Source organism: Gordonia prachuapensis (assembly GCF_036350515.1).
GTDB classification, from domain to species: Bacteria; Actinomycetota; Actinomycetes; order Mycobacteriales; family Mycobacteriaceae; genus Gordonia; species Gordonia prachuapensis.
The window spans coordinates 1-23,119 of sequence record NZ_JAZDUE010000017.1 but is presented as its reverse complement, the minus strand read 5'-3'; the positions used below and the strand labels follow the sequence as shown (position 1 = coordinate 23,119).

Sequence of the window (23,119 nt, the reverse complement as noted above, 5' to 3'; positions counted from 1 at the left end):
GCAGATCCCTTCCGGAGGACTTCTTTACTTTCCCTTTGCAATTAGTTGCGGAATGCAATCAATTGCTGGACGCAAGTATGCGCTCGGATTCGATCCCAGGCAAACCGTTACCTACGATGAGAAAACGTGACTCCTCAGCCGCCGCCCTCGTCGGGCCATCGCCCGCACTTCACGTCCATGCCCGACCTCGCCCTTCGCGACCTCGGGGGCGCGGTGGTCTGGACCAACGACGATCTCTTCGCGGAGGCGCAGAACCTGATCAAGACGCCACCGGCGGAGTACCGCCCGGCGACGTTCGGCCACAAAGGTCAGGTGTACGACGGCTGGGAGACCCGTCGTCGCCGTGTGGGTGGCATCGACCAGGCGATTGTCCGTCTCGGTGCGCCGGGAGTGGTGTACGGCGTGGTCGTGGACACGTCTTGGTTCAAGGGCAACTATCCCCCGCACATCTCGGTCGAGGCGGCCGCCGTCGAGGGCGTGGTCTCGGTCGATCAACTGCTCAACGACGTCGAGTGGGTGACGATCGTCGAGAAGAGCCCGGCCGAGGGCGACACCCGCAACCCGTTCAAGGTCGGCGCGAAGAACCGCTTCACCCACGTGCGACTGTCGATGCATCCTGACGGCGGCGTCGCCCGATTCCGGGTGCACGGTCGCGGCGTGCCCAACCCGCACTTCTTCCGCTACGGCCACTTCGACCTCGCCGCCCTGGAGAACGGCGGCCTGATCACGGCCTGCTCCAACATGTTCTACAGCTCGCCGAACAACCTGCTGATGCCCGGCCGCGCCCGCAACATGGGTGAGGGCTGGGAGACGTCGCGGCGACGCGACGACGGCAACGACTGGGTGCAGGTGCGCCTTGCGGGCCGCGGACAGGTGAGCCTCGTCGAGCTCGACACCAGCTATTTCCTCGGCAACGCCCCCGGCTCGGCGACGGTCCGCGGGCGCGACGGCGAGGACGGCGAATGGTTCGAGGTGTTGCCGCGCACCGATTTACAGCCCGACACCCGTCACCGTTTCGTCATCGATCTCGACCGGCCGATGACCGAGGCGCGGATGGACATCTTCCCCGACGGCGGCATGGCGCGGTTCAAGCTCTACGGCACCCTGACGCCCGACGCGGAGGCCGAACTCGTCGAGCAGTGGGAGCGCGGCGAGGCCTGAGGGTTGCCACGCCCTTCGTGGAAGCGGTTGCTGCCCTTCGTGACATCCCTCCGCAGGCTCCGGGATTCCTCAGGGAGCGGTTGATCTTTCCCTTCGCAGGCTCCGGGATTTCTCAGGGAGCGGTTGATCATCCCCCGGTCCCTGAGGAGCCCGCGACGAAGGAGCGGTTGACCTATCCCCCGGCCCCTGAGGAGCCCGCGACGAAGGAGCGGGCGTCACGAAGGGCCAACTGCCGCAGAGCATCCACCAACCGGTCGATGTCGTCGGAACCGGTACCGAGGCCGAAACTCGCGCGCACCGCGCCGTTCGGGAATCCGAGCCGCCGCAGCAGCGGATGCGCGCAGAACTTGCCGTCGCGGACGCCGATTCCCGCTCTGTCGCTGAGGAATTCGGCCAACTCGCGGGGCGCACGACCGGCGACGACGAAGCCGGCGATGCCGACCCGTTCGGTCGAGTCGTCGAACACACGCAGCGGCTCGACGCCGTCGACCGAGTCGAGGCCTCTGTCGAGGCGGGCCAGCAACGCGGTCTCGTGGAGTCCGATCGCGTCGAACCCGAGGGCCGTCAGTGACTCACACGCAGCAGCGATGGACAACGCGCCCAACACATTAGGCGATCCGGCCTCATGTCGCGCGGCGCCGCGGTGCCAGGTGACGTCGGCCGACTGGGTCGCATCGTCGACCGCGACGGAGGCCGACGCACCACCCCCCGCCAGGTACGGTTCGGCCGCGTCGAGCCAATCCGAACGCCCGACCAACACCCCGGCCCCGAACGGCGCGTAGAGCTTGTGGCCGGAGAACACGAGATAGTCGACGCCGTGGGTCACCATCGACACCGGCCGATGGGCGACGAGTTGCGCGGCGTCGACGAGAATCCGCGCGCCGTGACGGTGTGCGACGGCGGCGAGGCGACCGACCGGCAGAACCTCGCCGGTGACGTTGGAGGCGGCCGTCACCGCGAGGAGCGCCGCCGGCGACGACGCGAGTTCGGTGTCCAGCGCGGCGAGGGTGTCCTCGATCGTGGTCGCGGCGCGGACCACCCGAAGCCGCGACGACCCGGTGCGTTCGCGTGCCGACCACGGCAGCAGGTTCGCGTGGTGCTCGATGTCCAGAACGACCACGTCGCCGCGGGTGATGTGGGCTGCCAGGTTGATGGCGTCGGTCGTGCCGCGGGTGAACACAACCGCGTCGTCGACCCGTCCGCGGACGAACTCACGCACCGTCTCACGGGCCGCCTCGTACCTTGCGGTGGTGACCTGGGAGAGATGCCCCGCCCCGCGATGCACACTCGCGTACTGGCCCAGCGAACACTGCACGGCCCGCGCCACATCGGCCAGGGCGGGAGCGCTGGCCGCATAGTCGAGATTGGCGTACCGCACGACGTCACCGGACGACAGCGGCACCTTTTCGCCGGCGCCGACGACCTCGGCGAGTGGCGCGATCGGCGGCCGCTCGGACGTTCGCGCCGAGAGACCGGCCGGCGACGTGACCAACGGGGATGACAACACAGCAGACATGACAAACACTCCTGGAGAATCCGCGCTTGCCGTGATCACCTCGACCACGGCCGGGTCGTCACCCGGAGCACCCCACCGCGGAGGAGGGTTGCCGGCCAGCGAGCCGGGGCTTGTCACTGGCACTCATGACCCGCATCAAGACTCACCCATCGATCGGGCGAAGTCAACTACTGATTCCGCGTGAGCGAAACCCCGTCTGCGTAGCCGGTACGGTGAGGTCATGGCCTCCTCCGACGGCGCCGACGACGATGTGTTCGTCCTGTCCGGGCCGCACGGGACGGTTCGCGGACGCGGCGTCGGTCGCACGTTCGACGACGTGACGGCCGCACGGGCGGCCCTGGCATCGGGGCCGGTGCGCGCGATCACGGGCGCGATCCCGTTCGATCCCAGCGACCCTGCAGCATTGGTGGCGCCGGTCGCGTTGACGGCCGAGCCCGCACCGCTGGCACCCACGAGTCCGGTCCGGCGTCGAGCGACGTCGATGAACGCGCGCCCGGACCCGCGAACCCATCGCGACCGAGTCATCGGCGCCATCAAGCGGATCGCCGACGGCGAGCTCGACAAAGTGGTGCTCGCTCGTGCGGTGGACATCGTCGTCGAGCCCGCGGTGGACGTCCCCGAACTCGTGGCCGCGCTGGCCGGCGGCAACAGCGACCGCAACGCGTTCGCCGTCGATGTGGGCGCAGTGTTCGGTGACGACTCGTGGCTCCTCGGCGCGAGCCCGGAGATGTTGCTACGCAGACGGGGTCGCGTCGTCACGTGCCGCCCGTACGCGGGCTCCGCACCACGGTCGGCGGACCCAACGGTCGACCGGGCGGCCGCGCGAGCTCTCGCAGCATCACACAAAGATCAGTCCGAACATCGGTTCGTCGTCGACTATCTGCGAGATCGTCTCGCACCGTTGTGTTCTGACCTCGACGTACCGTCGACGCCGGAAGTCCATCCGACCGGCGAGGTATGGCACCTCGCCACTCCGATTCGCGCGACGCTCCGCGATCCGTCGATCACGGCACTCGACCTGGCGTCGGTCCTCAGCCCCACTCCCGCGGTCTGCGGCACCCCCACTGACGCTGCCGCACAGCTGATCCGCGAGATCGAGGAACCCCGCGGCCTCTACGGCGGCGCGGTGGGTTGGTGCGACGCGGCGGGAGACGGCGAATGGATGGTGACGATCAGATGCCTGCAGCTGGGTGCCGATCGTCGGAGCCTGCGGACCTGGGCGGGCGGAGGGATCGTCGCGCAGTCGGACCCGCAGGATGAACTCGACGAGACCACGGCGAAACTCGCAACCGTTCTGCGGGCGTTGGGAATCGAGCATGCCTGACGACTTCCTCGTCGCACGCAATCCCGAAGAGGGTTCGTCGCTGCCGTATCTGGTGCGAATCCCCCTGGGCGCCAACGGCGTGGTCCTCAAGGTGCGCGACACCTGGCCGCGCACGTCCAAGATCTATTGCCACCGCGCGGAATCGTGGCCGGCAGACGCCGAGATCGTCGATCGGCTCCCGGTGCGGACGGTGTCGAGGCGTGGCGCGGCCATCGACCTCGTGCTCGACCGCGGCCGGGAGAACCGATCACAGTTCGTGCTGACCCGGGCCCGCGGGCGCGAGATGATCTTCTGGCAGTCGCGCCGCACCGCGAAGCAGGCCCGGCCCAATGTCACACTGCCGACGGCCCGGGCGCACGGACAGGTGCTCGACATCGTCGTCGACAGCGGCGAACGGTATGCCTACAAGTTCGACCATCAACAGACCACCACCACCCGCCGAAAGCTCCCGGCCGGCGACTATGCGATCACCGACGGCGACACCGTGATCGCGGCGGTGGAACGCAAGTCCGTCGACGACCTCAGCGCCGGACTCACGTCGGGCAAGCTGACCTATCAGCTCGCCGATCTCGCCGGCCTGCATCGCGCGGCCGTCGTCGTCGAGGCCGGGTACAGCTCACTCTTCAAGCGCGAGTACGTGTCCGGCGCGACGCTCGCCGAAGCCCTGGCCGAGGCCCAAGTCCGCTTCCCACGCGTGCCGATCGTGTTCTGCGACAACCGGAAGCTGGCCGAAGAGTGGACATACCGGTGGCTCGGTGCGGCGTTGCACGAGTGGCGGCTGTCGGCGCGCACCGACGTCGTGGTCGCGGACCTGGCCGGGCCGCAGGCCTCACCCGCCGAGATCCGAACCTGGGCGCTGACCCAAGGGCTCGATGTGCCCGCGAAGGGGCGGATCCCGGCGCGCATCCGGTCGGCGTGGGAGGCGCGGAACGATCGGCCGGAGGGGTGAATGGTGGAGCGGGTCTCGATACGTCGCTCGGCTAGCGCCTCGCGACTACTCGACCAGCGGATGGAGTCCCCCATTCGCTGATCGGCGGTTGGAGCCAACCTATTCGCTGATCGGCGGTTGGAGCCGCCTTATTCGCTGATCGAGTAGGGCCGAGGCGCTAGCCGAGGACCGTATCGAGATCCAGAAGCGACCGCCGAAACCCTTACCCCAGGGCCCGATCCAGATCCGCCAGCAGATCGTCGACACCTTCGAGTCCCACCGACAGCCGCACAACGGAGTCGGTGACGCCGATCGCAGCGCGACCCTCGGGCCCCATGGCACGGTGGGTGGTGGTGGCGGGGTGGGTGATCAGCGACTTCGAGTCGCCGAGATTGTTCGAGATGTCGACGATCTGGAGGCCGTTGAGCACCTCGAACGCCCGCTTCTTGCCGCCGACGCCGTCGCGGTCTGCGATCTCGAAGGTCACCACGGTGCCACCACCCGACATCTGCGCCTTGGCGAGCTCGTACTGCGGATGAGACTGCAGGAACGGATATTTGACCCACGCGACCCGCGGATCGGCTTCCAGGAACTCGGCGATCCGCAACGCCGACGACACCGACGCGTCGAGCCGCAGCCGCATCGTCTCGAGGCCTTTGAGCATCGTCCACGCGTTGAACGGACTCATGGCGGGGCCGGTGTGGCGCATCAGGGTCTGCACCGGACCGTCGATGTACTCCTTCTCGCCGAGTACCGCACCGCCCATGACACGGCCCTGACCGTCGATGTGCTTGGTGCCCGAGTACACGATGACGTCGGCACCCATGTCCAGTCCACGCTGCAGTAGTGGAGTGGCGAAGACGTTGTCCAACACCACTTTCGCGCCGGCGGCGTGCGCCATCTCGGTCACCTTGGCGACGTCGACGAGCACCTGCATCGGGTTGGACGGGGTCTCGAAGAACACCGCGTCGGTGGGCTTGGCGAGCGCCGCCTCCCACTGGTCGAGATCCTCACCGTCGACGAACACGGTCTCGACACCCCAGCGCGGCAGGATCTCGTTGCAGACCACGAAGCAGGAACCGAACAGGCTGCGGGCGGCGACCAGCCGGTCACCCGCCTTGAGCAACGCTCCCAGCGCGACGAACACCGCCGCCATGCCGCTCGCGGTGGCGAAACATGCTTGCGCACCTTCGATCTGGCGCAGACGCTCCTGGAACATCTCCACCGTCGGATTGCCGTACCGGGAGTACACGAATCGCTCGTCCTCACCGGTGAACGCACGTTCGGCGGCTTCGGCGGAGTCGTAGACGTACCCGCTCGTCAGGTACAGCGCCTCGGAGGTCTCGAAAAATCCGGAGCGGTCCAGACCGGCCCGGACGGCCAGCGTATCGGCCGAAACGCCTTCGGGCAGTTGCTTGCTCACGACTGCCGCCACGGCAGGTTCAACGCTCGCCAACCGACGCGGCCGCGATGGCCGTTCTCGTCGAGGCCGCCCTCGAAGCCGTCGAGCACGTTGTAAGCCTTCGCGACGCCGTCGGCCGTCGCCGCCTCGGCCGCCCCGATCGAACGATGCCCGGACCGGCAGATGAAGATGACCTCGTTGTCGTCGGCGATCCCGGCGTCGCGCAGCTGCGACACGAACGCGCCGTTGTGGCGACCGTCGGGAAACGTGTTCCACTCGATGAACACCGTCTTCTTGCCGATGATCTCGAGATCCGGCACCCCGACGAAGGCCCATTCGGCCCGGGTACGGCAGTCGACCAGCACCGCGTTCGGGTCGTTCTCCAGTTTCTCCCACGCCTGCTGCGGCGTGAGGTCACCCGCGTAGCTCACGACGTACACACCTTCCAGTCCCCGTCTTCTCGTACCACGACCACGTTCGTGACCTGTTCCTGATCGGGCTTCTCGTCGAAATGCCAATGTACCTGCGCGGTCGCGCGATCTCCGGTGACGGTGATGTCGGCGATCTCCGGGATCACGATCTGACCGTTCTCCTCGAACGAGATCCGGTTGTCGTCGACAAACGTGGCCTCGTCCGGGAAGCTGTCCGACCCGAGCTCCTCCGCACACATCGCGCCGCGGTAGGCCGCATAGTCGAGCTCGTTGCGCGCCGTGTAGGCGTCGTTCACGGCGTGCTGGATGTGGGCCTCGGTGTTCATCCGGTCATCGGCAGGGCGGATCAGATAGGAGATGCCGATGCCGAGGGCGACGACCACGATGATCCCCAGGGCGACCAGGAACGGCCACGCCTCTTTCCACGACCGACCGGCCGGCGCAGTCGGCTCGCCACGACGCCCCTGCGACGTCGAACGATCCCGATCACCTGCACTCTTGGCCATGGCGGGCAGTCTATCGAGAGCATTCGTGCACCCGCCCCGGGGCACCGTCGACCTCTTGCTGGTAAGGGTTGGGTAACCAATCCGACAGGGTAACCGAACCGACGAGGCGGAGGTAGCTTTGCGAGCACATCGAACACGTCACTTCCGGCCCACCGGTGTCGCGATCGCAGCGATCGCCGCCACGATGGCCGTGGCAGTCGGCGCGTGTAGTGCACCCGAGGAGGACACCGCCGCGACGTCGTCGATGCCCTCGGCCGATCCCGGCGCGCTGCCCGTGACCATCGACCACTCCTACGGTTCGACCACCGTCTCCGAGCAACCGTCCCGGGTGGCGGCGATGGGCGTCGGCGATGCGGACACCCTCCTGGCCCTGGGCATCACGCCGACGACGATCGCACCGTTCAACGATCCACCGGAACGCTCCACGCCGTGGAACGCGGAGCTGCTCGGCGACGCGGAGCCGGTGATCCTGCCCGAGGCAGCGTTCGAGTTCGGCAGCCAGATCCCGCAAGCACTCGAGACCGATCCGGATCTGGTCACCGCCGTCGGCGCCGCCCCGACTCGCGAGCAGTACGACATCCTCTCCAAGGCCGTCCCGACCGTCACCCGCCCGGCCGAGTACCCGGATTGGCAGGTGCCGTGGGACGCACAGACCACGCAGATCGGTCGCGCAGTCGGCCTACCCGAGCAAGCTCAGGCGAAGATCGACGAGACCAGGGCATTCCTCGCCGACGTCCGCGAGCAGCATCCGGAGTTGGAGGGCAAGACGGGGGTCGTGGTGACCTCGTCGCCGACCGGCGGGCTGTCGATCTACAGCGCCACCGACGGCCGCGGCCAGACCCTCACCGACTACGGCCTGGCCTTCCCCGAATCGCTGGAGCCGGCCATCACCAACGGCTTCTACGGGGAGATCTCCGCGGAGAACTACGCGATGCTCAACGATGCGGATGTGGTGGTGGCCGTCGACTGGGACGGAGCCAACGACCGCCTGCGCAACGATCCGAACTGGCAGCGGCAGCCCGTTGCCCAGGAGGGACGCGTCGTCTACCTGGACCAGCAGGTGGGCACCGCCATGTCGGTACCCACGCTTCTGACCATCCCCTGGGTGGCCGAGCAGACCGTCGGACCAATATCCGAGGCCGCGAAGCGCTGACCACCCACGACCCAAGTGAGGTTTACCTCACACGGAGATTTTGGTGACGGCCTGTCAGCGCCTACCGTAGAAGGGATAGGCGCCGCGTTTGCGGCCACCGCCAGCGACTTCTTCGCCGAAGTCACCGAGAGAGCCACGGAAAGCACCTATTCCATGAGTGACACGAGCCGCCCGTTGCGGGTTGCCATCGTCGGAGCCGGTCCCGCCGGGATCTATGCCGCCGACGCGTTGATGAAGTCTGACACCGCCAAGGATCGTGGCGTGAGCATCGACCTGTTCGAGCGCATGCCCGCACCGTTCGGTCTGATCCGCTACGGCGTGGCGCCGGATCATCCGCGGATCAAGGGCATCATCACCGCGCTGCACAAGGTGCTCGACAAGCCGCAGGTGCGGCTGATCGGCAACGTCGACTACGGCACCGACATCACCCTCGACGAGCTGCGTGACCTCTACGACGCGGTGATCTTCTCCACCGGCGCCACCGACGACCGCGCCCTCGACATCCCGGGTACCGATCTCGACGGCAGCTACGGCGCCGCCCAGTTCGTCGCCTGGTACGACGGACACCCCGACTTCCCGCGCACCTGGCCGCTGGATCAGGAGAAGGTCGCCGTCATCGGCGTCGGCAACGTCGCCCTCGACGTCGCGCGCGTGCTGGCCAAGACCGGCGACGAACTGCTGCCCACGGAGATCCCGGCCAACGTCTACGAGGGCCTCAAGAACAACAAGGCCGTCGAGGTGCACGTGTTCGGTCGTCGCGGACCCGCGCAGGCCAAGTTCACCCCGCTCGAACTCAAGGAACTCGACCACTCGCCCAACATCGAGGTCATCGTCAACCCCGAGGACATCGAGTACGACGAAGGCTCCGCGGTGGCGCGGCGCGGGTCGAAGATCACTGACCAGGTCGCCACGATCATCGAGAACTACGCCATCCGCGAGCCGAAGCAGGGCGCGATCCACAAGCTGTATCTGCACTTCTTCGAGAATCCGGTGGAGATCCTCGGCGAAGACGGCAAGGTCGTGGGCCTGCGCACCGAACGCACCCAGCTCGACGGCACCGGCAACGTCAAGCCGACCGGCAAGCACACCGACTGGGAGCTCGGCGCGGTCTACCGCGCGGTCGGCTACCTGTCGGACAACCTGCCGCAGATTCCGTTCGACACCCAGGCCGGCGTCATCCCCAACGAAGCCGGACGCGTGTTCGACGAGGGCACCCACCTGACCGGCATCTACACCACCGGTTGGGTCAAGCGTGGCCCCGTCGGCCTGATCGGCCACACCAAGGGCGACGCCAACGAGACCGTGGACTGCATCCTCGAGGACATGACCAACGAGGCGCTGTTGTCGCCGAGCCGCCCCGCCGAGGACGCCCTCATCGAGATCCTCGAGTCCAAGAACATCCCGTTCACCACCTGGGACGGCTGGTACCGCCTCGACGAGCACGAGCGCGCTCTCGGTGCCGCCGAAGGCCGCGAACGCGTCAAGGTGGTCGAGCGCGAGGACATGCTCGCCGCCAGCGAGCCCGACAAGGTGGCCCGCCCCAGCTCGTAAGGTCACCTGCCAACGTGCTCAGCACGGCGGCCGACAGAACCCAAAAAATCACCGAGAGAACCCGCCCGCGATCACGGTCGCGGGCCTCCGTCCAAGACGGTGGGTTCTCTCGGTGATTTTTTGGGTTCTGTCGGCGTACGCCGGGTCGGCGCTTCCTAGTCCTCCGGCGTGACCTCCGACTGGTCACCGCGCTCCTGGCGGACGTTGGCCCAGAAGCCCCAGTTGTCGAGCAGATCCTCGGTCTCCGTGGCGATCGCGTAGCCGGAGATCGACGACGGCCAGCAGCCTTCCCACGTGGTGTCGAACGCGATGTAGGTCTGCCCCGGGTTCAGCGAACGTGCCGGCTGATTACGGAAGTTCGGCGACTTGGCCGCGCCGAACAGTTCGGTGACCGTCACACCGTGCATCCGCTGGCTACCGGTGTTCTTCACACCCATCCAGCGATGCATACGCCAGCCCGGGAGGTTGTCCCACGTCGGTCCCCAGCCCTTCCAATAGCAGTTGATCCCGCCGATCATCTGCAGGTTGTGGACGCCGGGGACGGCCTGCGCCGGTGCCGTCCCGGCCAGCGAGCCGGCAGCGATGCCGACCGTCGCCAAAGCGGCGGCGCCTGCACGCTTGATTGATGCTCTCATCGGACCTCTCCTCTGATTTGTCGACCTCAAGTACTGGTTGATCTATCGATCCCCACGTATCGAATCGTTACGTACCTCAAAGCATCTTCACAGACGCGGGCGGCGTTTCGTTATGCAACGGAGATTGTCACGATGGGCGCCACCTAACCCCCGAAAGGCGTTGGTAAGGTAACCCTTTGTGCGTCGGATGACCGGAATCGTGCTGCTCATCGCAGTACTCGTCGTGGCGCTGCTCGCGTCCGTCGCGATCGGCACCCGGCAACTCGGGCTCTCTGAGGTCCTCGACGTCTTGCAGGCCGGTGGGTGGCCACATCTGAGCCTGACCGACTTCCACGGGATGCCGTGGATCGTGCTCGAGTCCCCTGCTCCCCCGCCCGGCGCAGGCGACGTCTACGGGATCGTCTGGGATCTCCGCTTCCCCCGCACCGTTCTCGGTTTGATCGTCGGCCTGGCGATCGGCGCGGCGGGGGCGCTCGCCCAGGGGCACACCCGCAATCCGCTCGCCGACCCGGGGATGCTCGGGGTGAACGCCGGCGCCGCCTGCGCGGTGGTCGTCGGCGTCTATGTGCTGGGCATCTCGAGCCCGATCGCCTACATGGCATTCGGGCTGCTGGGCGCGCTGATCGCCGCCAGTGCCGTGTTCGGGCTGTCCGCCCTGTCGGGGGCAAGCCCCCTGACCCTGGTCCTCGCCGGCACCGGCCTGTCCGCGATGTTGCTCGCGATCACCTCGGGGATCGTGCTCACCGACAGCGTCACCCTCGACGCGTGGCGCTTCTGGAACGTCGGTGCCACCACCGGGCGCGGACTCGACGTGTTCTCTGCGAGCCTGCCGTTCATCGTGATCGGACTGGTCCTCGCGCTGGGCAGTGGCTATTTCCTCAATGTGCTGAGTCTGGGCGAGGACATGACCAAGGCACTCGGATCGCGGGTGGTGCTGATCCGCACGGTCGGCATCCTCACCATCACGCTGCTCATCGGTGCCGCGACTGCCGCGTGCGGCCCGATCGTGTTTCTCGGGTTGGTCGTGCCGCACATCGCCCGTGCCTTCGTCGGGCCCGACTACCGATGGATCGTCCCGTACTCGGCCCTGCTGGGCGCGATCCTGATCCTCGTCTGCGACATCCTCGGCCGTATCATCGCCCGGCCGGGAGAGATCCAGGTCGGTGTCGTGCTCGCGCTGGTGGGGGCCCCGTTCCTGATCGCGATGGTCCGACGACGGAGACTGGTGAGCGTATGACCATCGACACGCGCACGCAGCCCGCCCCGGAACCGGATCGGGCCGAGACGACCATGGGTTCGACGGCCCGACGGATCGTCCATGTCGGGCCGTCGTCGTGGATCGTCCGCCCGCGAATGCTCGTCGTCGCCGCCGTCGGCGCGGCGATCACAGTTCTGCTGTTCCTGCTCAGCATCGGGGTCAGCGACTACCCGATGGGTCCCTTCGACGTCGCGCGGGTCCTCCTGGGCGGCGGGACACGCATCGAGAACGTGGTGGTGTTCGACGTCGCCTTGCCGCGGGCACTGGTGTCGCTGCTCGTCGGTTTCGGGCTGGGGATGGCCGGTGCACTCACCCAGCGGATCGCCCGTAACCCGCTGGCCACGCCCGACATCCTGGGCATCACCGCCGGTGCCAGCGCCGCGGCGGTCGCGGCCATCGCCTTCTCCACCTCGTGGGGCGCCTGGCTCGCCGACCTGGGCATTCCGGCGGCCGCGTTGCTGGGCGGATTCGCGACCGCGATCGCGATGTACATCCTGGCCTGGCCGGGGCGTCGCGCCAACGCGGGGATCGACCCGTTTCGGCTGGTCATCATCGGCGTCGGCGTGACCTGGATGCTGCAGGCGCTCACCACCTACATGCTCACCCGGGCCCGGATCGATGATGCCGCCCGCGCGCAGACGTGGCTGGTCGGGTCGGTGTCGCAGGCGACCTGGTCGGACGTGTGGCCGTCGCTGATCGCCGTGACGATCGGCGTGACGATGGTGATCGGACTGTCCCGTCCGATCGGGGTGCTGGGTCTGGGCCCCGACATCGCTCGCGGCCTCGGGATCAACGCGGGCCGGGTGACCGCGGCGGTGCTGGTCGCCGCCGTCGTCGTCACCGCCCTGTGCGTGTCGGCGGCCGGTCCGATCGCCTTCGTCGCGTTGCTCGCACCGCAGATCGCGCTGCGTCTGACGGCGTCGCCGCAGCCGACGCCGCTGGCCTCCGGACTCGTCGGGGCCATGCTGGTGTTGGGCGGCGACCTGTTGTGTCGCACAGTGCTTCCCGGCAACCTTCCTGTCGGCATCGTCACCGCGGCGATCGGCGGACCGTTCCTCATCTACCTCATGATCACCATGTCCCGGAAGGCGACGGTATGAACCACGGTCCCGGCATCGACGTCACACCGCACGCCACCGGCTGCCGACTGCGGGCCGAGGGCCTCAGCGTCGGCTACGACGAGCGGACCGTGATCACCGATCTGGACATCGCGATCCCGGGTGCCCAGATCACCAGCATCATCGGCCCCAACGGTTGCGGGAAATCCACGTTGTTGCGGGCGCTGTCGCGGCTGCTTCCGCCGCGCGCCGGCACGGTGTACCTCGACGACGAGGACATTAACCGGATGCGTCCGAAGACGGTGGCCCGCACGCTCGGCCTGCTGCCGCAGAATCCCGTTGCGCCGGAGGGACTCACGGTCGCCGATCTGGTCATCCGCGGTCGTCACCCGCATCAGCGGTGGTATCAGCAGGCCACTCCGGCCGACGAGGCGGCCGTGGCCCGCGCCCTGGAGCAGACCGAGACCGCCGACCTCGCCGACCGCACCATCGACGCGTTGTCGGGTGGCCAGCGTCAGCGCGTGTGGATCGCGTTGACCCTTGCGCAGGAAACCGATCTGCTCCTGCTCGACGAGCCGACCACCTACCTCGACCTCGCGCACTCGGTGGAGATCCTCGACCTCGTGCACACGTTGCGCACCGAACACGGCAAGACCGTGGTGATGGTCCTACACGATCTCAATCTTGCTGCGCGATACAGTGATTCACTGTTCGTGATGCGCGAGGGTCAGATCATGGCGCACGGCCGCCCCGGTGATGTGATCACCAGCGCGTTGCTCGAGGAGGCGTTCGGCCTTCAGGCGCACGTGATGGAGGACCCGATCGCGGGCGGCCCGATGATCATCCCGTTGGGTGCGCGGCACGCGCCAGTGAGATCGTGAGCGCCATCGCTGCCAGCAGTGTGGCCGGAATCCACATGGCAGGCAACGACATCCACCGGTAGCAGTACCCGCCGCCGACCGCACCGACGGCCAGCAACGACCACATCCCCAGCGACCCCAGCCACGACCAGCGTCGGCCGGGCGCCTCTCCCACCACCGTGTCGGCGAGCTGCCGAGCCGACCGCACCAGCGTCCCGGTGATATAGGTGAGGCCGTAGGGCACTGCGGCCTCCTTCTCGAAGATCGCGTTGATCATGCCCGTCGCTACCGCCACCACGAGCATCCCGGCGACACCGGCACCGTCCATTTCACCTGCGGCGGCAACGGGTTCCAGGCTCACCAACACCGCACCGACCGTCGTCGCGGCCGCGATCGTCCACACCAGGAATTCCCGTGGACGACGTCGGGTCCTGTTGACGACGGATCCGAGGAACACCCCGGCGAAGAACAAGGCGATCAGCCCGGCGCACACCGCGACATCCGACCAGTGACCGAGGCTCGGCGACACCCCCATGACCGTGGTGTTGCCGGACATGAACGACACGAAGTTGGCCTGCAGATAGATGAAGGCAACAGCGTCCACGAATCCGGCGACGAGCAGCAGAAGTCCGGCGGCGATCATTCCGCCGGACGGATCGGTCCGGGTCACCAGACCCCCGCCCCGACGAGCCAGACACCGGTGGCCAGCAGCGCCGCGAACAACTCGATGCCGATGGTGATGACCGCCGCTTTCGACGCCGCGCGGGTGCCGCGCCAGGCGGCGGCGGCGCTGCGCGTCCGGATCAGTTCCGTGACCAGCGCGCCGACGACGAACCCGATGAACAGTCCGATCACCGGGATCACGAAGAATCCGACGATGCCCAGCACCCCGCCGACGGCGATGGTGGTGTTGGGAATGCCGTCGGCCTTCAGGGAGCGTCCGGCGACGAGGTACTTGACGACCTCACCGATCACGATGATGACGGCGGCGGCTGCGAAGATCCCCCACGCCCAGCCGCCGACGAGCAGCGCCCAGATCCCGATGGCGGCCGCGACGAGCAGGCCACCGGGGAGCACCGGGAACACGATGCCCAGCAGCCCGACGAGGATGACTGCCCCGATGAGCAGTTCCCCACCCAGCGACATCGACGGGTGTCCGGGTCAGTCGACCGATGCGCGCGACGTCTGGTCCGCGGGCGCGGCCGGCTTGTCGTCGCCCGATCTCGATGTCTGGTCGGCCGGGCGGGGCGGCGGCGGTCCGGCGGGACGGCCCGCGTTCGGGGGCATCGGGCGCGGCGGAGGGCCACCCGGTCGTCCGGGGGCACCGCCGCGCGGCGGCATCGGCCCGCGTGGCGGGGGCGGTCCCGGTCGCGGACCGCGCGGCGGCGGTCCCTGCGGTGCGTTTCGCGGCGGCGGTCCGGGACGCGGCGGGGGCGGCGGTCCGGCTTGACCGGCTGGTGACGGCCCACCGGGCCGGCCGGCCGGCATCGGCGGGGGTCCGGGACGGCGTGGGGGTGGCGGCACCGGCGGTCGGCCCATGGGCTGCGGCACCATACGTTCGAACGGCCGGCCGGCCACCGGGGTGACCAGCGACGCGGCCTGCACCGCCCGCTGTCGGGCGGTGGCGACGTCGTCGGCGGTGGCGGTGATGACGCCCATCCGCCGACGCTGGAAGCTCGCCGGTTTGCCGAACAGCCGGACGTCGGTCTCGGGTACGGCGAGGGCGCGCGCGACGTTGGCGAATCCGATCGCCGGCTCGTCGAGCTGGCCGTAGATCACCGCGGACGCTCCGGGTGAGGCGAGGGTGATGTCGACCGGCAGACCGAGGATGGCGCGGGCATGCATCTCGAACTCGGAGAGCCGTTGAGTGGCCAGGGTGACCAGGCCGGTGTCGTGCGGGCGCGGACTCACCTCGGAGAAGTACACGTCGTCGCCCTTGACGAACAGTTCGACACCGAAAACCCCTCGCCCGCCGAGCTTCCCGTCACCCATCGCGGTCGCGATGCGCGCGGCGATGGAGGTTGCCGAGGCGAGTGCGTCGCCGCTCATCTCGTGCGGCTGCCAGCTCTCCACGTAATCGCCGCCGACCTGCTGATGACCGATCGGAGCGCAGAAGTGCGATGCCAGGCGCCCGGTCGCCGGGTCGATCGCCCGCACGGTGAGCAGGGTGATCTCGTAGTCGAACTCGATGAAGCCCTCGACGATGACGCGTTCGCCCTGTACGCGGGCCCCGGTCGTCGCGGTCTGCCACGCGGCCTCGATGTCGGCGGGCGCGCGCACCACGGTCTGCCCTTTGCCCGACGACGACATGACCGGCTTCACGACACAGGGGAACCCGATCTCGGAGACGGACGCCTCCAGTTCCTCCTGCGAGGACGCGAACAGGTACGGCGAGGTGGGCAGCCCCAGCTCCTCGTCGGCGAGACGGCGGATGCCTTCGCGGTTCATCGTCGCCACCACCGCGTGGGCCGTGGGGATGACCTCGGCGAGGGCACGGTTCTCGACCTCGACGAGCGCCTCGGTGGCGATCGCCTCGATCTCGGGCACCACATAGTGCGGGCGGTACCGATCGATCAGCGCGAGCAGCGCGTCACCGTCGGTCATGTCCACGACCTCGGCATGATGGGCGACCTGCTGGCCGGGGGCGTCGGCGTACCGGTCGACCGCGATCACCTCGACACCGAGCCGCTGGAAAGCGATGGTGACCTCTTTGCCGAGCTCACCGGCACCGAGCACCATCACCTTGGTGGCCGAGGGGCTGAGCGGGGTTCCGAGCACCGCGGGCGGTCCGACGGCCGGTGCGGGAACGGCCGTCGGTGCCTCCGGATCGACCGGGGGTGGGACCTGCGGGCCCGGCACCGATGCGGCCTCCTCACCGGCCTGCACCGACGCCTCCGAAGCGCTGTGGCTGTCTGACGTCATGCCCAGATCCTACGTGCAGTTCAGAGCGTGCCTCCGCGGAGATCTCGGTCGGGCCCGTCATCGATGAGCGCCGCGTAGACGACCGTCTCCTCGGTGCGTCCCCGCAGCGTGATCGTCTCCTGCCGTTCCCACGACGCCGATTCGTCCCCGGCGGCGTCGACCGCGCGTCCCGCGGCCAGTGGGCGCGACGGATCTCTTTTGGCGAGCTCGGAGAGCCGGGCGCTCTCGTTCACCGGGTCGCCGATCACCGTGTACTCGAAGCGTTCGATGGCGCCGATGTTCCCGGCGACCACGGGCCCGTAGCCGACGCCGATGCCCGCGGAGATGTCCGGGACGTCCTGGGCGAGTCCCTGCGCGATGTCGCGGGCCGCGACCAGGGCGGCGCCCGCCGGATCGTCGATCTCGATCGGTGCGCCGAAGATGGCGAGCACGGCGTCGCCCTCGAACTTGTTGACCAGCCCCTGACCATGTTCGACGGCGCGGACGATCACCGCGAAGAACCGGTTGAGGATCTCCACCACCTCGGTAGGGGTGCGACCGGCCGCCAGGGTCGTCGAACCGATCACGTCGACGAACACCACCGCGACGGTGCGTTCCGACCCACCGAGTTCCGGGTCCCGCTCGAGCGCCGCCGCCGCCACATCGCGGCCGACGTGGCGGCCGAACAGGTCCCGCATCCGTTCCCGCTCCCGCAGGCCCACCACCATCGAGTTGAAGCCGACCTGCAGGTCACCGAGCTCCGTGCCGTCGTAGACGACGATCTCGGCGTCGTCGAGGTCCCCGGCGGTCACCTGATTCATGCCCGCGCGCACGCTGCGGATCGGGCCGGTCACGCTGACGCTCGACAACACGGTCAGCAGCAGTCCGGTGAACAGCGCGGTCAGGCCGAGCACGATCACACCGACGAACATGTCGAGTTTGGTGGTGTCGTCGCGCGCGAGGCCGAAGCCGACGACGAGCATGATCCCGACGATGGGGATGGCCGATCCGACGATCCACGACACCACCGAGCGGGCCCGCACGCCGCTGCGTTTGCGGCGGTGGAATCCGGCGCTGATCAGTTCCGCCGCGACGGGACGCAGCGTGAAGTCGATCAGCAGGTACGAGATCGACACGACGACGATGCCGCTGAGCCCCACCACGAACAGGGTTTTTGGAATGAGTTGCGGGTCCACGATCCCGTACATCAGCGTGAACATGACCGTCGCGCCGCCCCACAGCATGCCCTGCACCAGCGACAGCACCCACGGCACCCGCATCGTGCGGCGCGCGTCGCGCTTGGTCGGCGGCCGGTCCGCGATGGCCCACCGCAGATCCCGAACGGCGACCGCTGTGCCCCAACCGATTCCGACGACGAAGGCGGCGAAGATGTACACCGGCACCGCGATGAAGTTCACCCACCACAGTTCGCCGGTGAAGACCGTGGGTTCGGGGATGCCGACCGCGGTCAGCGCGACGGCGACCAGGGCACCGAACAGGTTGGCCGTGACGATCGATCCCGTCAGCAGCGTCTGTATCCGGATCCGTTGCCGGAACCCGCTCTCGTCGGCCGAGCCGAGCAGGATCGACCCGTAGTCGCGGCTCCCCCGCCTCGAACGCATGCCGCCTAGTATCGCAACCACATGGGGAGTTGACATCCACTGGGGATATTCCCCGTGTGGATGGGCAGTTCCCCGTGTGGTTGCGGCAACGGCCGTTCGACGAGTCGGGTCAGATGATCGCGCGCCGCACGATCGTCTGGTCGCGGCCCGGGCCGACACCGATGCACGAGATGTGTGCCCCGGCAAGGTCTTCGAGCCGAAGGATGTAGTCCTGTGCGGTCTTCGGCAGTTCGTCGAAGGTCCGGGCGCCGGAGATGTCCTCCCACCAGCCGGGCATCTCCTCGTAGATCGGCTTCGCGTGGTGGAACCCGGTCTGCGTCATCGGCATCTCCTCGACGCGTTCGCCGTCGACGTCGTAGGCGACGCAGATCGGCACCGTGTCGAGGCTGGAGAGCACGTCGAGTTTGGTGAGGAAGTAGTCGGTGATGCCGTTGACGCGGGTCGCGTAGCGGGCGATCACCGCGTCGAACCAGCCGCACCGGCGGGCGCGTCCGGTGGTCACGCCCACCTCGCCGCCGGTCTTGGCCAGGTAGGCGCCCCACTCGTCGAACAGCTCGGTCGGGAACGGTCCTGACCCGACGCGGGTGGTGTATGCCTTCAGTATGCCGAGCACCGTGGTGATCTTGTTGGGGCCGATACCCGCCCCGACCGCCGCGCCGCCCGACGTCGGGTTCGACGACGTCACGTACGGGTAGGTGCCGTGGTCGACGTCGAGCAGGGTGCCCTGCGAACCCTCCAACAGCACGGTGTCGCCGCGCTCGAGCGCCTGGTTGAGCAGCAGCCGGGTGTCGGCGATGCGTCCCTTGAAGCCCTCCGCCTGCGTCAGCACCTCGTCGACCACCTGCGCCGGCTCGAGGGCACGGCGGTTGTAGATCTTGACCAGGATCTGATTCTTCAGTTCGAGCGCCGCCTCGACCTTCTGCGTGAGGATCTTCTCGTCGAGCACGTCGGCGGCCCGGACGCCGACGCGGGCGATCTTGTCCTGGTAGCAGGGACCGATACCGCGTCCGGTGGTGCCGATCTTCTTGTTGCCGAGGAATCGCTCGGTCACCTTGTCGATGGCGACGTGATACGGCATCAGCAGGTGCGCGTCCGCGGAGATCATCAGACCCGAGGTGTCGATGTCGCGGTCCTCGAGCCCACCGAGCTCGGTGAGCAACACACCGGGATCGACCACGACACCGTTGCCGATGACGTTGTTGACCCCCGGCGTGAGGATGCCGGACGGGATCAGGTGCAGCGCGAACGTCTCACCGTTGGGCAACACCACCGTGTGACCTGCGTTGTTGCCGCCCTGGTAGCGGACAACCCATTGCAGCTGCCCACCGAGGAGGTCGGTCGCCTTGCCTTTGCCCTCGTCGCCCCACTGGGCGCCGATCAGCACGATCGCGGCCATGGTCGGTTACTCCTTTGAGTTGGCACGCTGAACAACAGGCCAACCTTACTTGCTCACCGGGATCGATACGCTACTCACGTGTCGATTGTGCGTATCGCCGAAGCCGAGGTGGGGAATCAGAAGCAGGCGGTACGAGCCGCGGTGACGGGTTTTCTCGCCGACGAACAACCTTCGCGACTCGTGGTGGTGGGGGCCGACGCGGCCGGTGCCGATGCATTTCTCGCGCAGGTCCTCGCGGTTCTGATGCTGACGGAACGTCTCGACGTGGAGGTCGGCTACGTCGCGCCGGCCGCCACCCGCGCCACCCGGGTCCACGGTCTCCCCCACGGGCGGGAGGCGGCAGAACTCGCCGAGCAGGGCAGTGCCCGCGCGGTACCGCTGATCCGCGACGACGCAGCAACGGTGTTGGTCGGGCGGGCTCGTCACCTGGGCGGCGACGGCGCGAAGCTGCACGGCGAGACGTATGTCGACAACACCCGACTGTTCACCGGCGAGGTGCGCGGGGTGGAGATCGAGCCGCTGGCGCACGCTCCCGGCCTGCGCGCGCGGCTGATCCGGCCGCTGCGCCCGGGTGGCTGGCACGAGGGACGAGCGGCGCAGACCGGTGGTACCAACATCGTCGTCGAGCGAGAGGGCGTCCTCACGACGCGCACGCTGAAGCGTTCGACGTTCTATCGGCATCATGTGGACATGAACCTGGTGTGTCCGTGAGTGCGTTCGGGTCGGCCGCCGGTCGCGGTGCCGGGCCGACGAGCCGTGAAATCGTCCGCGCCGTCCGCCCGGGGCCGCTGTTCCTCGGGCTCGTCGCGGCCGCGGCCGTCGGTGGTTGGCTGGTGGCCGGCTCCGAACCCGGCCGCAATCTCGAGTCGGTGGGCGGAACACTTCTGTTGGTGCTGGCCGGATGGGTCATCTCGCTGTGCCTGCACGAGTTCGCCCATGCCGTCACGGCATTCCGGTTCGGCGACCGCAGCGCCGAACTGCGTGGCTACCTCACCCTCAACCCCATGCGGTACGCACATCCGGGCCTGTCGATCGGGCTGCCGCTGCTGATCATCCTGTTGGGCGGCATCGGTTTTCCGGGCGGCGCGGTGTACGTGCACCAACACGGATTCAGTCGGGCCCAACGCACGATCGTGTCGCTGGCCGGTCCGCTGACCAACGCCGCGCTCGGCGTGATCCTGCTGATGGTCGTGCGGTTCGCCTCGCCCAGCTCCTATGGGGCACAGGGTTTCACCGGCCCGGACAACGTTCTCTATGCGGTCGACGGCCTCAACCTCTGGGCGGCGTTGTCGATGCTGGCGTTCCTCCAGATCACCGCCGCGGTGCTGAACCTGTTGCCGGTTCCGGGATTCGACGGGTACGGAGCGATCGAGCCGTATCTGTCCGACAAGACGCGGTTCTCGATGCAGAAGGTGGCCCCGTACGGCTTCCTGATCGTGTTCGCGCTCTTGTTCATCCCGTTCCTCAACCGCGCGTTCTTCGATCTCGTCTACTGGCTGTTCGGTCTGTCCGGGGTGCCGAGTGTGCTCGCGTCCTACGGCTGGGATCTGTTCGTGTTCTGGCGGTAGAGGTCTCGCACCGATCGGGGAAGCTCACCCGGTGTCGCCACCACCGGTTCGTCGTAGACGGTGCGGACGGGGACGTGGCCCGTCCAGCCGACTGCGCCGTCGGCGACACCGGGACCGCCGCTGCGTGCCTTCGTCAACCACTGGCCCTCGATGATCGGCAACGCCAGGATCGCCGTCGCCGACACCTCTTTGGGGGTGTGGTCACGTACTTCCGCACTGCGGCCGGGCAGCACCGCGTCCGAGAAGACGTCGAGTGCGCGTAGGGCGTCCGCGGGGTCCACGCGTTCCAGCCGTCCTCGGACGACCGCCGACCGGTAGTTCACCGAGTGGTCGAACAAGGTGGCGGCGACCACGAGTCCGTCGACGAGGAACGCGGTGAACGTGGCGGGCGCACCGGCGGCGACGTGCCGGAGGGCGCCGGCTCCGGACGATCCGTGCACGAGCAACCGGTTCCCGTCGCGAGCCACCAGCATCGGCACCGACCACGGGAACCCGTCGTCGGTCACCGTCGACAGCACCCCGACGGTCGCTTCGTCGAGGACCTCGTCGAGGAGTGCACGGTCCCCACCGCGGTCGGGTTTACGTGTGAGAGTGGACAGATCGCCGATCGTCATGCTTCACAGCATGGCGAGTCGGGTGCGTTCACGCCAACGGTTTTCGTGCCGTCACCACTGCAGTTCGTCGCGACACTTCCGTTGCACTGACTCGGGGTCCACCTGGATCGTCGCGTGGCCGAGCCCGTGGCGGACCATGACCTCCTGTGCGGCGGTCAGGACGTCGGTGTTGGTGCCGTCGCTGTCGAGGTGCACTGTCGCCACGTCCATCCCGGTCGTCAGGGTCCACACGTGCAGGTCGTGGACGTCGTCGACGGCGGGGATCGCGGCGAGGTCCCGGCGCAGTGCATCGACGTCGACATGCGCGGGGGCCTGCTGGTTGAGGATCCGCAAGGCGTCCACTGCCAGCCGTACGGCACGCGGCACCACCCACAGCGCGATCAGCACCGCGACGACGACGTCCGCGTATCCCCAGCCCGTGGTCAACGCCACGACGCCGGCGACGAGGACACCCACACTGCCGACGGCGTCGGCGAGCACCTCGAGGTAGGCACCGCGCACCGCGATGGATTGCTTCGAGTCGGCGCGCAACAACACCATCACCGCGACGTTGACGGCCAGACCGACCAGCGCGACCACGATCAACGTCAGCCCGGGGACCTCGGGGTCGGTGCCGATACGCCGGATGGCCTCGTAGAAGACGAACACCGCCACCCCGATGAGCAGCACCGCGTTCGCGACGGCGGTGAACACCTCGGCGCGGTGCCAGCCGAAGCTGCGGTCGTCGGTGGCCGAACCGTGCCTGGCCAGCAGCAGCGCCATCAGGCCCATCGTCAGCGCGGCGACGTCGGTGAGCATGTGGCCCGCATCGGCGATCAGGGCCAGGGAGTCAACGATGAGTCCGGTGACGAGCTCGACGACGAAGTAACTGCCGATGATCCCGACGGCGACAGCCATCGGCCAGATCCGGCGATGCCCCGTCGATGCGGTCGTCGTCGGCCCGTGGGTGTGCGCGTGCGAATGTGAGTGCCCCATGTCGTCGCCAATATATGCAGACTTTCGCATATATCACAAGCGAGGACCCACCCCGACCCCTGCGGAGTGCCAACCCCTCGATCCCTGAGGAGACCCGGAGCTTGCGGAGGGTCGTCACGAAGGGGCCCTTCGAGACAGTGAGGATGATGGTGGGTAGTCGAGGAGGCTGTCGGGTCTGACCTTCTTCGTGACTGACCGCTCCCGGTGGGTGTGTCCTTCACCAGTGACCTGTCGGCCCGGGAAGCCTGCTCGGCTGCTGT

Annotated in this window: 22 protein-coding genes and 1 riboswitch; of the genes, 10 read left to right on the top strand and 12 right to left on the bottom strand. The window is 68.1% G+C overall.

Annotated elements, in window-relative coordinates; genetic code table 11:
• Positions 1-177: 177 nt before the first annotated feature.
• Complete coding sequence (gene alc / locus V1Y59_RS18815) at positions 178-1,161, top strand: allantoicase (protein ID WP_330506650.1); 984 nt, start codon at positions 178-180, stop codon at positions 1,159-1,161.
• A gap of 172 nt (positions 1,162-1,333) precedes the next feature.
• Here alc and V1Y59_RS18810 read toward each other — a convergent pair whose 3' ends face one another.
• On the bottom strand, positions 1,334-2,677 hold the full coding sequence (locus tag V1Y59_RS18810; RefSeq protein WP_330506492.1) for an aminotransferase class V-fold PLP-dependent enzyme: 1,344 nt from the start codon (positions 2,675-2,677) through the stop codon (positions 1,334-1,336).
• Positions 2,678-2,694: 17 nt separating this feature from the next.
• Positions 2,695-2,808, bottom strand: a riboswitch (SAM riboswitch).
• 89 nt (positions 2,809-2,897) lie between these two features.
• Here V1Y59_RS18810 and V1Y59_RS18805 point away from each other — a divergent pair.
• Together V1Y59_RS18805 and V1Y59_RS18800 are read left to right on the top strand one after the other, a co-directional pair.
• Positions 2,898-4,001 (top strand): isochorismate synthase, encoded by a 1,104-nt coding sequence (locus V1Y59_RS18805; RefSeq protein ID WP_330506491.1) that lies wholly within the window; start codon positions 2,898-2,900, stop codon positions 3,999-4,001.
• Positions 3,994-4,950 carry an ERCC4 domain-containing protein gene (locus V1Y59_RS18800; protein ID WP_330506490.1) on the top strand — a complete coding sequence of 319 codons (957 nt, stop codon included), beginning with the start codon at positions 3,994-3,996 and terminating at the stop codon, positions 4,948-4,950. Before V1Y59_RS18805 ends, V1Y59_RS18800 begins: the two co-directional genes overlap by 8 nt.
• Positions 4,951-5,152: 202 nt before the next feature.
• On the opposite strand, the gene V1Y59_RS18795 is transcribed toward V1Y59_RS18800, so the two are convergent.
• From V1Y59_RS18795 to V1Y59_RS18785, 3 genes are read right to left on the bottom strand one after another with little or no spacing between them, the layout of a single operon-like run.
• The gene (locus V1Y59_RS18795; protein ID WP_330506489.1) at positions 5,153-6,352 is read right to left on the bottom strand and encodes an O-succinylhomoserine sulfhydrylase; all 1,200 of its coding nucleotides are present in this window, start codon (positions 6,350-6,352) and stop codon (positions 5,153-5,155) included.
• Positions 6,349-6,762 (bottom strand): rhodanese-like domain-containing protein, encoded by a 414-nt coding sequence (locus V1Y59_RS18790; protein WP_330506487.1) that lies wholly within the window; start codon positions 6,760-6,762, stop codon positions 6,349-6,351. Before V1Y59_RS18790 ends, V1Y59_RS18795 begins: the two co-directional genes overlap by 4 nt.
• Positions 6,759-7,268, bottom strand: coding sequence for an Rv0361 family membrane protein (locus V1Y59_RS18785; RefSeq protein ID WP_330506486.1), 510 nt, complete (start codon positions 7,266-7,268; stop codon positions 6,759-6,761). Before V1Y59_RS18785 ends, V1Y59_RS18790 begins: the two co-directional genes overlap by 4 nt.
• Positions 7,269-7,452: 184 nt before the next feature.
• On the opposite strand from V1Y59_RS18785, the gene V1Y59_RS18780 reads away from it, so the two are divergent.
• Both V1Y59_RS18780 and V1Y59_RS18775 read left to right on the top strand, forming a co-directional pair.
• Positions 7,453-8,421, top strand: coding sequence for an ABC transporter substrate-binding protein (locus V1Y59_RS18780; RefSeq protein ID WP_330506648.1), 969 nt, complete (start codon positions 7,453-7,455; stop codon positions 8,419-8,421).
• 153 nt (positions 8,422-8,574) lie between these two features.
• Positions 8,575-9,972 carry an FAD-dependent oxidoreductase gene (locus V1Y59_RS18775; RefSeq protein WP_330506485.1) on the top strand — a complete coding sequence of 466 codons (1,398 nt, stop codon included), beginning with the start codon at positions 8,575-8,577 and terminating at the stop codon, positions 9,970-9,972.
• A gap of 155 nt (positions 9,973-10,127) precedes the next feature.
• On the opposite strand, the gene V1Y59_RS18770 is transcribed toward V1Y59_RS18775, so the two are convergent.
• Positions 10,128-10,607 (bottom strand): hypothetical protein, encoded by a 480-nt coding sequence (locus tag V1Y59_RS18770; protein ID WP_330506484.1) that lies wholly within the window; start codon positions 10,605-10,607, stop codon positions 10,128-10,130.
• Positions 10,608-10,794: 187 nt separating this feature from the next.
• Between V1Y59_RS18770 and V1Y59_RS18765 the strand changes: the two genes are divergently transcribed.
• Genes V1Y59_RS18765 through V1Y59_RS18755 form a run of 3 tightly spaced genes read left to right on the top strand, consistent with a single transcriptional unit; the run spans position 10,795 to position 13,804 of the window.
• Positions 10,795-11,844: a FecCD family ABC transporter permease gene (locus V1Y59_RS18765; protein WP_330506483.1), complete on the top strand. Its 1,050-nt coding sequence runs from the start codon at positions 10,795-10,797 to the stop codon at positions 11,842-11,844.
• Complete coding sequence (locus V1Y59_RS18760) at positions 11,841-12,965, top strand: FecCD family ABC transporter permease (RefSeq protein WP_431309225.1); 1,125 nt, start codon at positions 11,841-11,843, stop codon at positions 12,963-12,965. Before V1Y59_RS18765 ends, V1Y59_RS18760 begins: the two co-directional genes overlap by 4 nt.
• The gene (locus V1Y59_RS18755) at positions 12,962-13,804 is read left to right on the top strand and encodes an ABC transporter ATP-binding protein (RefSeq protein WP_330506481.1); all 843 of its coding nucleotides are present in this window, start codon (positions 12,962-12,964) and stop codon (positions 13,802-13,804) included. The genes V1Y59_RS18760 and V1Y59_RS18755 overlap by 4 nt, the downstream gene beginning before the upstream one ends.
• Here the strand turns inward: V1Y59_RS18755 and V1Y59_RS18750 are convergent.
• The 5 genes from V1Y59_RS18750 to V1Y59_RS18730 all read right to left on the bottom strand — a co-directional run bounded on the left by V1Y59_RS18750 (position 13,764) and on the right by V1Y59_RS18730 (position 19,702).
• Positions 13,764-14,453: a YoaK family protein gene (locus tag V1Y59_RS18750; RefSeq protein ID WP_330506479.1), complete on the bottom strand. Its 690-nt coding sequence runs from the start codon at positions 14,451-14,453 to the stop codon at positions 13,764-13,766. The genes V1Y59_RS18755 and V1Y59_RS18750 overlap by 41 nt on opposite strands.
• Positions 14,450-14,929 carry a DUF456 domain-containing protein gene (locus tag V1Y59_RS18745; protein ID WP_330506478.1) on the bottom strand — a complete coding sequence of 160 codons (480 nt, stop codon included), beginning with the start codon at positions 14,927-14,929 and terminating at the stop codon, positions 14,450-14,452. The genes V1Y59_RS18750 and V1Y59_RS18745 overlap by 4 nt, the downstream gene beginning before the upstream one ends.
• A 15-nt stretch (positions 14,930-14,944) precedes the next feature.
• Positions 14,945-16,705 carry a formate-dependent phosphoribosylglycinamide formyltransferase gene (purT, locus tag V1Y59_RS18740; protein WP_330506476.1) on the bottom strand — a complete coding sequence of 587 codons (1,761 nt, stop codon included), beginning with the start codon at positions 16,703-16,705 and terminating at the stop codon, positions 14,945-14,947.
• 20 nt (positions 16,706-16,725) lie between these two features.
• Entirely contained in the window at positions 16,726-18,306 is a 1,581-nt protein-coding gene (locus V1Y59_RS18735) for an adenylate/guanylate cyclase domain-containing protein (protein WP_330506475.1), read from the bottom strand.
• A gap of 109 nt (positions 18,307-18,415) precedes the next feature.
• Positions 18,416-19,702: an adenylosuccinate synthase gene (locus V1Y59_RS18730; RefSeq protein WP_330506474.1), complete on the bottom strand. Its 1,287-nt coding sequence runs from the start codon at positions 19,700-19,702 to the stop codon at positions 18,416-18,418.
• Between the two features lie 78 nt (positions 19,703-19,780).
• Here V1Y59_RS18730 and V1Y59_RS18725 point away from each other — a divergent pair, with 78 nt between their 5' ends.
• Together V1Y59_RS18725 and V1Y59_RS18720 are read left to right on the top strand one after the other, a co-directional pair.
• The gene (locus V1Y59_RS18725; protein WP_330506473.1) at positions 19,781-20,413 is read left to right on the top strand and encodes a hypothetical protein; all 633 of its coding nucleotides are present in this window, start codon (positions 19,781-19,783) and stop codon (positions 20,411-20,413) included.
• A complete protein-coding gene (locus V1Y59_RS18720) occupies positions 20,410-21,270 on the top strand; it encodes a site-2 protease family protein (protein ID WP_431309224.1) in 861 nt (286 codons plus the stop codon). The genes V1Y59_RS18725 and V1Y59_RS18720 overlap by 4 nt, the downstream gene beginning before the upstream one ends.
• Here the strand turns inward: V1Y59_RS18720 and V1Y59_RS18715 are convergent.
• Entirely contained in the window at positions 21,237-21,884 is a 648-nt protein-coding gene (locus V1Y59_RS18715) for a pyridoxamine 5'-phosphate oxidase family protein (RefSeq protein ID WP_330506471.1), read from the bottom strand. The genes V1Y59_RS18720 and V1Y59_RS18715 overlap by 34 nt on opposite strands.
• A gap of 51 nt (positions 21,885-21,935) precedes the next feature.
• Positions 21,936-22,859 (bottom strand): cation diffusion facilitator family transporter, encoded by a 924-nt coding sequence (locus tag V1Y59_RS18710; RefSeq protein ID WP_330506470.1) that lies wholly within the window; start codon positions 22,857-22,859, stop codon positions 21,936-21,938.
• Positions 22,860-23,119: the final 260 nt, after the last annotated feature.